Source organism: Bradyrhizobium retamae (assembly GCF_001440415.1).
Lineage (GTDB): Bacteria > Pseudomonadota > Alphaproteobacteria > Rhizobiales > Xanthobacteraceae > Bradyrhizobium > Bradyrhizobium retamae.
The window spans coordinates 17,049-31,746 of the sequence record NZ_LLYA01000171.1 but is presented as its reverse complement, the minus strand read 5'-3'; the positions used below and the strand labels follow the sequence as shown (position 1 = coordinate 31,746).

Here is a 14,698-nt window from a genome sequence, read left to right as displayed (position 1 = left end):
CCGGCGGGCTTCTTCAATTCGGAGCGTCAGCTCAGAGACCCGGCTGCAGATGAGCCGTATCCACCGTCCCGCCGGCCTGAATGACGGCAAGAGCCATCTTCGCAGCCGCTGCCGAGGTGTCGCCGAAGGCGTCGTGCGTGAGCGGCTGGTCGACGGTAGTGAAATGCGTCAACTCGCCCTCACCCGCCGAACCAGACGCCGGGAAGGTCAGTTCGCCATGACCCGGCCCGAAGCTGAGGATCTGATCCAACCCCTGCGGCAGCTCGTGGTGGGCCGTATCGGCCGGAACAGATGCCCCGAGCGACGCATCGAGATCGACCTCGACGAAGGTACCTGTGGTGCCGTCCGCGTAAGTAAACGAGCCGACCCCCGCAACCGTCTGTCCGTCGATGGGAGCACCAGCCGTCGTTGCAAGATCGATGCTCTTAATGTCGAGCTCGCCGAGCTTGATCAGTTCGCCGTCCTCACTGACGCCGTTGTGGTTGGCATCCCGCCAGACCACGAGATCGCCAAACGCCTGATCCCTGGTGTCGATCACGCCGTCATGGTTGCCGTCGAGGCTCGCCAGCGCGGCGATACCGTCGGCGAAGTGCCCGCCATTGAAGTTCGGCGTGAACAGCTCGTTGCCGCTTTCGATCTTGCCGGAGCCGTCGAGATCCAGCGCAAGAATGCCGTCCTGGCCATCGCCGGTCCAGGCGATCTGGTCTTGTGCACCGTCGCCGTTGATGTCGAAGGAGACACCGTTTTCGAGAGAGCTGAACGCGACGCCGTTGTTACCTAGATCGAGGACGATGGGGTCGGCGACAGAAGTGCCAACCACAGCGATCTCATTGTTGTTCGGTTCCGAGATGCTCGTGGCGTTCACCCCAACGAGGTCGATCAGCGCGTCACTATTGTTGTTCGATCCGTTGTCCGTGCCCTGAATGTAGACGTATGTATGGTTCACCCCACCGATTGTTGCCTCGAACGCAACCGTTGTACCAGTCGCGCCGATATCGTTTGCTTGGAGGTATTGAACAACTGCCGCAACATCAGCCTGCGTCGTCAAGCTAACCGCGGTGCTGAAGTTTGCGTTGGCACCACCAGACGTATCATCGAACGTTATGATGCCACTGGAAATCCTGTGGGAGGCAACAGCAAACCCGGTGTTCAACAGCAGCGCTGAATTTGTCGTCGTGCTGCCGGTAGGCGTCGCATTGCCAGCAACGGTTGCACCGCTGAAAATAATCCTCTCGCTAGCCGCCGCCGTCGCACCTGGCGCGAAATCAGCAATCACATCGTAGCCGGAAATGACGCCATTCGTTCCAGAGCCAGTGATTGACAACTGGCTATCACCCGCAGCGAAATTAAAGTCGTCAGTCCCGGCACCGCCAACCAGCAGGTCGGAACCGGTACCACCAGTCAGTCCGTCGCTCGATGCATTGCCTAGGAGAATGTCATTACCCGCACCCCCGCTTAGGTTGTCGCCGTCAGCTTCAGCAGCGATCAGGTCATTGCCCGATGTACCGCTCCGGGTGCCGTTGTCATCGGTGCTGATGGTGTAGGCACCGCTGCCAAGACTGTAGCCCTTGAAGGTCGCACCATCAAACGAGATGGTTTCCACCGCGTTGTTGCCACTGTTGTAGTGGTCGACGATACGGATCTGCTGTCCATTGACGCCAATAATCAGGTCACCATCACTGCCGTCATCATCATTGTCGAGACCGCTCAGTGACGTCAGCGCTGCGCCGTTCGCGTCGATCAGAACTGCATCGCCCGCACTGGCCGCTCCAACTTCAATGATCGTATCGTCACCGTCACTCAGGCCGAAGGCGTAGGTATCATTGCCGGCGCCACCAGCGAGAACGTCGTCATTCGCACCACCGATAATCGTGTCGTTGCCCGTATTGCCGATTATGTAGTCCTTGCCCACTCCGCCTGTCAGCGTGGCCCCTGTAGTCTGAGCGTTGACGATAATCGAATCGCCGCTGGCGGCAGCATTCAACGAAGTCGTAGCTGTGGCACTGTTGACGAAGTTGACAGTTGTCGCAGGCGCGCTGCTTCCCGTCCCGTCGGTGGCGATAGTCGTGAACGAGCCGCCCAGCGCAGCGTCGTCATCAATGGTGATCGTACCGACGGTTCCGACGTTGCCGGCGCCAAGACCGGTTCCATTCGCGGACTGAAGGGTACCTGCCGGCGCGACTGAAGCAATACCGAGGGTAGTGTTGTCCGCATCGATGAAGTACGAAGATAGCGCCGCCTCGGCGAAAGTGACGGCACCCGATCCCGTGTTGCTCACCACTGTCAGGCCGGTGGAATTGAGCACCGGCAGGTCGTTCACTGCCGTGACGGTCAGGTTGAACGACTGATTGACAGGCGACGAAACGTCTTCGTTTCCATCCTCGACGTTGACCTGGAAGGAAGCAGTGCTCGTTTCCGAACCGTTGTGAATGAACTTCACCTGACCGGCTGCCAACTGCGTGCCGGAGAACGTATTTTGGGTAACGCCGTTGACCTGAATGATACCGTTTGTCAGCGACGAGGCTGTGAATGTCACGCCCGCCGCCGCGTCATCCACATCTGTGAAATTCAGATCGGTGGTTGTGATCGTGTAGGTGCCGCCTTCAGCAACGATAGCTGCACGGTCTCCGGTAATGACCGGTGCATCGTTCGTGCCGGTAATCACGAAGCTCAGCGGCTGTGTCGGTGTGGTCGCCGTCCCGTCCGAAACCTGGATCTGATAGGTAACGGTTAGCGTCTGGCCGGCAGCGAGGAAATCGAGAGCCGCGGCTTCGGGATCCCAAGTGTAGCTAATCGTCTGCGCGCCGCCATTTGCTGTAATACTACTGCTAATCGCGAGTTCTCCAGCCACCAGCGCTCCGGTCAACGTGTTGATCTGCGCGCTCGTTAACACCGTGCTCAGGTCACCACCGCTCCACACGAGAGTCGGGGTGCCGTTGATCGATGCCGTCAGCGTATTGCCGACATCCACATCGGACACCGCGAATGTTCCGGAAACTGCCGCGATGTTTTGAGACGCAGCATTTGCGGCCTCGGTGATCCCGGCAGTGGCCGTAATCGGTCCCAGCGTCGGCGCGTCGTTCACCGAATTGACAGTGACCGATGCCGTATCGGTCGCGCTCGAGAACGCCGAGCTGCCGCCGTTGCTCGTCGTGTCCGCCTTCGTGCCGGCGGTGCCGGTGCTCTCATCCCAAGCGCGGAACGTGATGCCGTCCGTCACCGTGCCGTTGTAATCGGCTGACGGCTTGAAATACAGCCGGGTACCGACATCTGCTGCAAGCAGCAGCGCATTGGCGTTGCTGACCGCGCCCACCGCAGTCCATGTAGCGCCATTGTTGGTCGAGTAGTACCAGGTGCCGTTCGCGCTGTTGGTAGCGGTAATGGCGATGCCGAGGCCGGGACCATCTGCATCCGTCACGTTGTCGAAGCCGCCGCCGGCGGCCGTATCGAGCAGTGCGGACACGAGCGTCCCTACGGCGCCGGACGGCGCAGGCGCATCTTCATTGACGGCCGCATTGACCGGTGAATCCGTGGCGTCGAGAATCGGCGCTCCGTTCACATTGTTGACGTTGATCGTCAGCGTCGAGCTGGCGGTATCGCCGTCATTGTCCGTCAAAGTGTAGGTGAAGGGACGGCCGAAATTGGACGTGATCGTGGATGGCGGCGTGTAGGCATAGGTGCCGTCATCCAGATCAATGACGAAACTCTCGCCGGCGCTGCCGGTGAACGTGATCGTCAACTGGTTGGTGGTGGCATTGAAAGTGGCGGTGTTCGACCCCGAACCCGACGTGGTGATCGCGTCAGTCGCAGGGTTGTAAGTGTAGGTCTTGCCGCCGATTTCGATCGACTTCACATATCCGCCGTCAGCACCGAACGAAGTCGGAATGCTGCCGTCGATCACCGAGCCCGAAATCGACGGACTTACCGTCCCAGCCAGGCTCGACTGGAGCTGATTGAGGTTGGTGACGATCAGGGCATCCGTATCGGTGCCTGTGCCGCGCCCGTCATAGGCTAGCGGATCGAGGTACATGCTGGGCGCCGAGGAACCCAGTCCGATCGCGAAAGATACGATGTCGTTGGCGTTGACGAAGTTGACCCAATCCGTCAGTTCGTCGCCGGACACTTGTTCGCTGGTCGGATCTGGTTGCCCGTCCGAAATGAAGTAGGAAACATTGCGCACACCGGCCGTCGTCAGCTTGCCCGCATCATCGAAGGCGTCAGGCGCAAGCGCCGTGGCATCGTCGTAGTCGGTGCCATCATTCGCCGTCAGACCATCGATGTAGGTCTTTGCATCCGCGACCGACAGCCACACGCTGCCCTGCTTTTGCGCGGAGTCGTTGAACTTGATGATCTGGACCTTGACGTCGCCGGCAGCGTCGTACTGGTCCAACAGTTCCTTGGCGGCGGCCTTGAGCAGGTCGAGGCGCGTTGCGTAACCGGATACGCCTGAACTGAAGTCCATACTTCCGGAACGATCGAGGATCAGCAGGATGTTGGTGTCCGAGGTTCCCTCGGTCACGGTCTTGACGATCGGCGCAGCGACCGGGATGTCGTCATCGATGGTGATGGCCAGCGTGCCGGTAGCCTTGTCGGCGATAGGCAGCGTGGCATCCTTGACCTGGTAGGTCAGGTTGACGGTCGCGTCGTTCTCGTTGTCGCCCGCATCATGGAGAACCGGCTTCAGCAGCGTGAACACGTAGTTGCCGTTGCCATTGTCCGACCCGCCATCCACGACGACGATGAAGATCGCGCCGCGCGCGGCGGACGAAGCGGTCAGGGTATTGTTGGTAGCGTTCCAGCTATACGTAACGCTCTCAGAACCAACCAGACCCGTCGTGCCGTCCATCGGCGCGAAGTTGATCGGATCCGAGGCCGCCTTGCCGTCCGTGTTGTAGTTGTGCGGCAAGGTGCCGCTGGCGGTGATGGCCTGCCCGGACAGGTCGTCAGCGAAGGTACTTCCGGCAATGCCATTCGGAAGACCTTCGTCGTCCACCGAAGCCGAGCTGTTTCCTGCGGTCGGCAACGAGTTCGTCTGGACGCTGCTAAGCGTGACGGTTGCCGTTGAGGTATCGCCGTCGCCGTCCTTGATCGTGTAGGTAAAGCTGTCGGCACCCGTGTAGCCAGCCTCCGGCGTATAGGTGAAGGTGCCGTTGTTGTTGTACACGACGGTGCCGTGCGCGCTGTTGGTGACGGTAACCTGGCCGATAAGCGGCGAATTATCCGTATCGACCCCATCGGCGCCGAACTTGTCGTTGGCCAACAGGCCGGTCAAGAGCGTCGCACCGGTGATGGTCGTTGCCCAGGTGTCGTTCACCGCCGTCGGAACGTCGTCGACGATATTGATTTTGATCGTCGACGTAGCAGTTTCGCCGTCGCTGTCCGTAGCTACGACGCTCAGGCTTTCGGGCAGGCCGTTGTTACCCTGCAGCGAAGCATGCTGCTCGTTGTCAACAAGCGTGTAGCTGTAGCTTACGGTGGTGCCGTTGAACGCGGTTACTGCAAACGTATTCCCGGTTGCCGTCGTAAACGAACTGGCGGTAAAAACTCCGTTCGTGACGAAGGCGTGACCGTCAATCATCAGGCTGTTGAGCCCGTCGGCCGCCGCAATAGTAAATGTTCCGTTCTGCAAGAGGTTTCCGGAGTCCGGGCTCGATCCGGCCGACTCGTCTACGCCACGGCTCGCCAGCAGATCGTTTTCATAGACGGTGATATCGCCGTCTTCGCCGTTGATCCCCGAAATCGTGACGCCGTGATCGGAAATGCCGATTGTCAACGTCGCGGTCGAGACATCCCCGTCACCGTCGGTCAGCGCATAGGTAAAGACGTCGTTCGCAACAACCGGCGACCCGTCGAAACGGGTATAGGTGTAGCCGCCGTTCTCGTTGAGAACGAGCGTGCCGTACTGGCCGGTGACCTGGAAATTGTGCGAGCCGTCCGGCGTCGTGTCCGTGGTGACGCCGACGACGCCCGTAACTTTCGCGCCGTCTGCGCCAAGCACGTCTGCGCCGAAATTGGTCGTACCTACCCCGGTGACGACGTTGCCAGTAGCCGTCGCATTGTCGGCGTATGAAAAATCATCGAAACCGAAGTAACCGGGACCGTCGACTACAATCTTATCGACGCTGCCCAGAGCAGAGAGATTCACATAGGTGGGCCCGCCCGCTGTGCCCTCATGGATGTCCTGGGTAAAGCTGCTGACCAGAACGCCATTCACATAGCCGGAAATGGTAATCGTCATCGGCTCGGAGCCGTGCGACGAGAACCAGGCTCCAAGCGCCGTGAACCTGCTGCCATCGGCGTGGGCGATGGTGATCGGGTCGCCCGCAGTTCCGGTATAGCCCGGCTGCTCCACGCCGTTCTTTTCACCGACGAAAGCAAGGTTGCTGCCCGAGTGAGGAACATAGGTCGCAAACGGACCCGAGCCCGGCGGATTGTGAATACCCGTCTGGATAAAATTGAACCCGTGATAGGGCGACGCAATCGGCGTCTCGCCATTTTCGCCAAGCACGACGTCATCGAAATTCAGGGTCTGCACGGCAGTTGAAACGGAATCGGCGTCCGCGTTCGCCGACGGCATGTCGTCATCGACGCCGATCGTGAAGCTGCCGTTCACCGCGTCACCGTCGGAATCGGTGGCGGTATAGTTGAACGTCAGGCGGATGTCGTTCTCGTTGTTGCCCGTAGCGTGGTCGAGTTGATCCTTCAGCACGACGCGGAATGCACCGGCGCCTTCATCGGACAACGATACTTCAATGACGGTGCGTCCGCCGGCGACGCCAGTCAGGATTGTGCCATCGGCATTGGTCGAGAAGACCACCGCCTCGCCCATCGAGGTGAGCGCGGACGCGCCCGACACGCCGACGCTCGCATTGGCGAACGTCAGGCTGCGATCACCGACACCATCCGGATGATCCTGGGTCAGCGTGCCGAACGAACCCGAATTGATGTCCACGCCGCTATCGAGGTCATCGGCACCCCACTTGATGTTGAGGTAGCCTGTCGACGTCGTCTCATTGGCGTCGCCATCCGTGTTGGCAACGTAATTATCGCCCGCTTGAGTGTCGTGGCTACCGAACGCGAGCGGTCCTGTCAGACCGTCCTCGTCGACGAAGGCCACGGGAACGAGGCTGACATTGTCGATATAGGCGCCGAGCGAATTCTCCTGCCCGGCCCCTTGGAAGCCGAGCACATCGCCCGCGTCGGTCCCGATCACGCTGACGGTGATCAGTTGCCAGACACCCGCCGTCATGCCCGTCGAGTCGATGGATTTCACCACCTGCCCGTTCCACAACACGTTCAGGCTACCGCTGTCGGCGTTACCCTCGTTGGAACGAGGCGAATAGTAGAACGTCAGTTCATAGGCCTCGCCGGCATGCGTACCGGCGATCACCTGCTGAATGATCGTGTTGGTGTGGCCGGAGTCGTTGTAGTGGTCGCTGCCGGACAGATTCCCGCTGCTGAGATCGGAATCGAGCTCGATCAGCGCGTTGCCGTCCTGTGCGAACACGCCGCCGACATTGCCGGTCTGCACTTCGAACGGCACATCACCGTGTGGGCCGGCCGCTCCGATATCCGCCGTGGTCCAGCCAGCGAGGCCGTGGTAGATCGACCATTGGTTGTTCCCCAGAGCGTGACCCTGTTCGAAGCTGCCGTTCACGACAAGGTTGTTTGCCGCGACCGTCGACCCGACGATCGGCATATCGTCGTCGATCGAGATCGCCAGCGTGCCGTTGCCCGTGTCGCCATCGCGATCCGTGATCGTGTAGCTGAGATTGATACTTATATTATCTTCGTAAGCGGTCTGAGTGCCACCGACGTTCGGATCATCATGGATGGGATGATCGATTTGACCAACCAGCGAGAAGCTATACGCGCCAGTCGACGGATCGACCTGAATCTTGAAGGCAGCCGTCGCGAACGCATGCGACGGCGTATCCGTCAGCGTGGAGGCATAGAGGGTATTGGTCCCGGCATCCCAGAAGTAGTGAAGCGCCTGGTTGCCAGCCGTGAGCGCGTGATTGCCGGCATCGACAACCGCAAATCCGTCCAGCGGCGCGAAGCTGATCGTGCCTGCCTCGTCCGCGCCGACCAAGAAATTCAGCGTGCCGGTCGTCGGCGATACCGATGCGGCATCGTCGCCCGCAGACGCGGTGTCGTGGTTGCCCGACGCCAGATCGTCCTCGTCGACCGTTACCGTCGCGTTCGGTCCGGTGACCGGAATATCGTCCTCGATTCCGATCGTGAACACGCCGCCACTGGTGGTCGTGGTCGAGGCATAGGAGAAATTGTTGACGCGGATCTTGTCGCCATCCGCAAGATCGAAGCGAATGACGAGATGGTCGAACGTCCCGGACGGGTCGATCGTCACCGCGCTTCCATCGCTGGGCAGCGTCAGCGTACCGCTGTCATAACCCGCGCTACCGGATACCGGCACACCGCCGTGATAGGCGACCCAGGAAATCGTTCCAGTGCCGCTCCCATTGATGGTGAAGCTGAACGAGTCGGTGCCGGCTCGCTCAACAATGAAGCCCTGGTTGTCCTGGATCAGGTTATTGCCGATCCCAACGCCCTGCCCCGAAACGTTGAACGAGGCTGCATTGTCACCAGCCGTATTGACGAAGCTGTTTGCAGCCGTGCCGGTGAACGTCAGGCCGTCAAACGTCACACCGCCCACGGTATAGGTGTCGTAGTGCCCGGGCTGCAGGGTTAGCGGGGTGGTCACCGTGGTCGTGGTGGTCGACCCCTGGAGCTGGATTTTATCACCGTCCTGATCGGTGAACTGAATCGCGCCCGTAAAATCGAGGATCAGCTTCTGGTTATCGTCATTCGCCGGCGCGTTCGGCAGATGGTCGATCTGGTCCTCCAGCGTGAACGTGTAGTTGCCGTTCGGCTGGACGTCGAGCGTGAACACCACGCGGTCGCCACCGGAGAATCCGGCCGTACCATCGCTGTCGACATAACCGGTCAGCACCGTTCCCGAGACGCTGTAGAGCACCGCAGCACCCTTGGACGTCACCGCTGTCAGGCCGGCCGGATTGGCGAGCAGCGAGAACGTTCCCTGCTCGTCGGCGCCAACCGAAACGAGCGTCGCCAGCGATCCCGTCGCGACGGTGGTCTGGCCACCTTCGGTATTGCCGATCGACTGATGATTCGAGTTGGCGTCGGTCAGCGCATCTTCCTGAACCGCACCGGAAACCGAATTCTGGGTCTGAACCGGGATATCGTCCTGGACGGTGATGGTGAAGCCGCCGGAAGGCGTCACGCCGTCACTGTCGTAATCGACGAAGCGCACCACCGACGAGAGATTGATGCTGAGGGTGTTCTCGCCATTGCCGGCGGCATGGTCGAGTTGGTCCTCCAACGTGAACGTGTAGTTGCCGTTGGACTGGATCTGCAGCGTGAACACGGTGATGCTGCCCGCCTTGGCAGTCAGCGTGTCACCCGAGATGCTGTAGCTCAGTGCGGTGTTGTGAGACGTCAAGTTTTGGTTCTGCAGAGCGGAGATGCCGCTGATATCGAGAACGAACGTTCCGTTTTCGTCCGCGCCCACTTTGAAGAGCGAGGTCAGCGAGCCGTTCGCAACTGTCTTGCCGCTCGAGCCGTCTTCGTTATTGCCGACAGAATTATTGCCGCTGTTGGCGTTGGTTAGATCGTCTTCTTCAACGGTCGCAGTAATGGACGCGCCGCTGACCTGGATCGGAATATCGTCCCGGATCTGAATGGTAAACGCACCGGCCGCCAGCTTGACCGTGTCGCCATCGCCGTCGGTAGCGACAATGTATTTGGACAGATCAAGCGCCGTCGTCAGCAGGTTCTCGGAGTTGTCTCCGTTTTGGCCGTTCAGCGACGGATGATCGATCTGGTCCTTGAGCGTGAAGACATAGGAACCGTTGGACCCAACCGTGAGCGTGAAGACCTCGCGATCGGTGCCGGCCTGGTACCCAAAATTCCCGCCCTGATTGACGAAGCCGCGCAGCGTATTGCCGTCGGATACGATCAATATGTCGCCGCCCTTGGACTCCAGGCCGGTATTGACCGGGCTGCTCTGAACGACGAGATCGAATGCCGTTGAAGACGGACCATCCGCACCGAAATTGACCAGCGCATTGAGAGCGCCTGCGGCGCCCGTGGCAACGGCCGAACCCGTGCCGGTGGTCTCGCCAGCACGATTTGCGTCGAGATTGCCGGTGGGCAATCCGTCTTCATCCACGGCAACCGAGATCGTGGCGCCGGTGATTGTCGGGCCGTCATCCTCAAAACGGATCTTGCCGGAAATATCCGCCGAATCCCTCGCGGAGTCGCCGTCACCATCGGTGACCGTAACGGTGGCAAAAACCTTATTGCTTGCGATCGCAACATAGTCGTCCGCACCGCCCGCATTGTTGTGCTCCAGCGAGACGTACTGCACCACCGAAACCTTGCCGGTGACCGGATCGATGGCGATCGCAAAGGCCGCCGGATCGTTTCCGGTATTTGTCGTGCCCGAGCCCGAGTCCGGACCGTCATAGCGGCCGACGATCAGATCGCCTTCCTTGAACAGGTAGATGTCTCTACCATCGGTCGTTTCGAGGCCGGAATTGGTGCCGTTTCCGCCATTCAGGGTGAGCGAGAACACCTTGGAACTGGAGGTCGCCGCACCGTCGGAGCCGAAATTGGCCGAAACCGTCAGCGCCGCGCCCTCGCTTTGCGCAAACCCGACCGCGCCATCGATCTTTTGGGCACTCGCAAGATGCGGATCCGAGCCCTTGTCGTGAACGTTGGCGAACAAATCCCTGACCGCCTGCACCGTCGTATCGTCGTCCGACGATTGAACATCCGGCGTCTCGTCATGAACAACGGAGAAGCCGCTCGCGGCATGAACGTCGACCGACGGACCATCATCGAGGAAGGTGATCAGCTTGCCGATATTGACTGAGTCGGACGACTTGTCGCCGTCGGAATCGGTGACGGTAAGCGTAGCAATGATCTTGCCGTCGAGATTCTGCTGGACCGTAAGCGGGTCGTCGGGCGACGCGTCATTGAAGTTAGTGCCGTTATCATTGGTCTCGTTGGAATCGCCGCGGTCGTCATGCTTGATCGAGAGATATTGGGCGACGCTGACCTTGCCGTCGGAATCGATCGCAATCGCGAACGCAACCTTGCCGTTGAAGGCGCTATTGGCGTCCGAAACTGTGCCGAGGATCAGGCCATCGGCGTTGACCGAGAGGACGATCTTGCCGCCGTCGGTCACGAACAGGCCGGAGTCCGTTCCGTTGCCGCCTGCCACGCTCAATGAGAACGTGTGCGGATAAGGCGGATAATCGGCGCCGATGACGGAATCGTCGATAACGACGGAGAAATCCGAACGCGCGTAGGCAATTGCGCCGTTGCCCGGATTGCCCCCATTGTTGTCGCCCGATACGTCGGGATCATCGCCGACGAGGCCCGTCGCCTCGAGCTTGGCAAACAGATTCCGGACGCTGCTTGAAGTCGTGTCGTCCGCCTGGTTGCCTGGAGTTTCGTCGACGGTGACCGAGCCCCAACCAAGATCGACGTCGGCATGCGGAACGTCATCAGTCACGCTGATCGTGAACTTGCCGGTCAAGGATACGGTATCGCCATCCTTGTCGGTGAAGGTGATGATGGAGCCGAGGTCGATATTGGGAATGGAGTGCTGGACGCCATTGTCGAGCGGACCGGAGCGCAGATCACTGTTCTGGCCGCTGCCCTCCGTATGAATCAGTTCGTCATACAAGCGGAATTCGTACGCGCCGGTCTCGGTGTTCAGCGTCAGCGAGAAGACCGGGTTGCCATTCGGACTTGGTTCGTTGGCCGTGATGACGATTTCGTGGGAGCCAACTGGGCCGTCTGAAATCGTGTAAATCAGAAGCTTGCCGTTCTCGCCATCGCCTTGGGCGCTCTGCTTAGAATAGAGTCCAAGCGCGGTCAGCTTCGCAATGGCGTCGGACGAGAATCCGAATGTCCCGGTCTCATCGGCGCCCACCGAAACCAGGCCGGCCAGCGTGCCCGACACGATCGCAGCGCCAGTGAAATTCTCCGTGGTGGAGCCGTCGGCACTTCCGTCGTTCGGACTGGTACCCTGCGACCACGGCGTGAGGATATCGTCCTCATCGACCGTGCGGGAAATCGAGGCGCCGGTCAGGACGGGGATATCGTCCTGAATCTCGATCTTGAACGTTCCTTCGCCCAGATTGATGTGGTCACCGTCACCGTCGGTGGCAACGATAAAGGCCGAAAGATCAAGCGATGTGGTGAGGATGTTTTCGCCGTTGTCGCCCTCAGCATTATTCAGCGTCGGGTGATCGATCTGGTCCTTCAGCGTGAAGGTGTAGAAGCCATCCGCTCCGACCGTTAGCGTAAAGACTTCGCGATCGCCGCCCGAGAAGCCAGATCCGGCAACGCCGGTTTCGACATAGCCATGCAGCGTCGTGCCATCGGACACGATCAGCACATGAGCGCCCTGCGACGTCAGGCCGGAATCGACCGGCGTGTTCTGAACAGCCACCTTGAATCCTGTCGCCGCAGGTCCATCGGTGCCGAAATCGACCAGCGAGGCCAGCGAACCGGTAGCAACCGCCGAACCCGTTCCCGCCAGCTCTCCCGTGCGTCCGGCGTCGGCGTTGTGAACTGCCAGTCCGTCTTCGTCGACGGTGCCGATCACGCTACCTTCGCCGATTAGCACCGGACCATCGTCCTGGAAGACGATGCTGGACGTTTCACCGCCGGCGATCTGGATCGTCGCGGAAGATGTCGCGGTGTCGTTGTCGACGTCGGTGATAGTCGCCGTCAGCGTAATGCCAAGGCTTGCAAATACAACCTCGCCCTCATCCTGGTTGGAACTGAGCAGCGTGAGCGCCTTGCTGGAATCGAAATTGTTGCCGTCCTGGCCATGGTCGATTGCCATGTATTGGGCGATCACGAGTTGACTGCCCGACAGGCTGCCTGCGTTGACGAGCGTGATGCGGGTCGCGATCGGACCATTGGGATCGTTGCCGACACGACCCACGATCTCTGTGTCACTGACTTTGAACAGATAGATGGTGTCGTCACCGTACAGGCCGCTGGGATCGGTCACCTTCAGTGTGCTGGCGACGCTGCCAGACGGACCGGAGCCTCCTGTTAGCGAGAAGCTGTATTGATAGGTGACCGTTTTCTCGCCGTCCGTTCCGGGGTCCTTGACCACGCTGAACAGCGCCTGCAGCGCGCCCTGACCCTGCTCTTCGCCGCCCGCGGCCGTCTTCACTTCGCCGATCGGGACGGTGCCGGTCGGATCCGCCGTCGTCGAGCCGGTATCGTCAAGCGGTCCGGGGAAGCCGTTGGGATTGGGATCAAAGCCGATCGATTCATCGAGCGATAAAGTCGCAAGCTGCGCAGAGCCTTCGACCGGCTCGACCACCGACACGGAAATGGCCGGACCGTCATCGTCGAATGCGACACCGATGGAATCTGTCGATACGTGCGTAACGACCACGCCGAGCGCATCGGTGACGACTTGCTGAACGAAAACAACGTCCGCGAGTTCGATCCGATCATTCGGATCGAGCGTGTTGCTGTGCTGAACGGCCTCATATTGTGCGACGCTCAGCTTGAGGGAGACGGGATCCAGATAGAGCGCAAACGCGATTGCGCCGCCGGCGTTGGGGGTCGTGCCGTTCCCTTCACGCGCAACAATGAGATTTCCTTCCGAGAACAGGAAGACCCCATTCCCGGTTGCGGTCGCTTTCAATCCGGTATCGACTCCGGCAAATGCGGCGCCGGTCGACGTGGTCAGCACATAGGCCACCGTACCGGGACCATTGGTGCCGAAGTTGACGTTCGCCGCGCCGATTTCGGACACGGCGCTCTGCGCCCACCCAATCAGTCCGGCCTGCTGGAAGACGGCCGGCAAGAGTGGATTGGCTTGATCATCTGCGGTGAGTTGTACACCGAGCGTCTCGTCATGAACCGTCAAGACGCCCGCGAGCGTGAAGCTACCCGAGGGCGCGACGTTCGGGGTGCCGTTGAAAGTCTCGGGAGTAAGGGCAACAGTGCCGAGCGACTCCTGTCCGAGCAGGTCGAGCGGACTGCGCGTTGCCAGCGGATCGACGGAGCTATTGCTGAAGTTCGCGCCGCTGGCTTGGGCATTGCCGCCGCCCTCGCCGGCCGCCGGCAAAATCGACTGGTCCGTGGTGATCGGAAACAGGCTTGCGAATTCGCTGACCGAAACGTCGCGCCCCGGCGCCACTTCGATAGTCAGGTTCTTCAGGGCATCATGCCTTGAATCGAAAAACGGCTCGACTGTCACGGTCGACTTGTTGTCGAACAGGATGATCAACCTATCGCCGACATGGACGAGCGTGATCTTCTCATTCGCGATCCCTGAAAAATCGACCTTGACCTTCTGGTCGTATCCGAGATTGACGACCACCGCCTGGTCGCCCATCGGCTTCGTCAGCTTGAAAATTCGGGGAGGTGCGGAACTGTTGGCGGGAGTGGAACCGGAAAGCTGAGCGACCTGAAATTGCGCGTTCATTAGTCTAAGTACTCCGCCAAAAAATGCGTTTAATTCAAGTTTGCAAAAAATATTCCAAACTTTTGACGTATTAAGCTATTGTTAACCGTTTGTAGGGTCAACAAAATCAATTGGTTAACCTCCGCTTTTTGCCTCGCTGTGGTAAACTTGAAATGCCGGCCATCGCCTTGAAAATGGCTTTGAAAT

General features: G+C 59.9%; 1 protein-coding gene. It reads right to left on the bottom strand.

Annotated features, from left to right (window positions below; all coding sequences use genetic code 11):
- Positions 1–31: 31 nt before the first annotated feature.
- Positions 32–14,512 carry a T1SS-143 repeat domain-containing protein gene (locus CQ13_RS26950; protein WP_057845864.1) on the bottom strand — a complete coding sequence of 4,827 codons (14,481 nt, stop codon included), beginning with the start codon at positions 14,510–14,512 and terminating at the stop codon, positions 32–34.
- Positions 14,513–14,698: the final 186 nt, after the last annotated feature.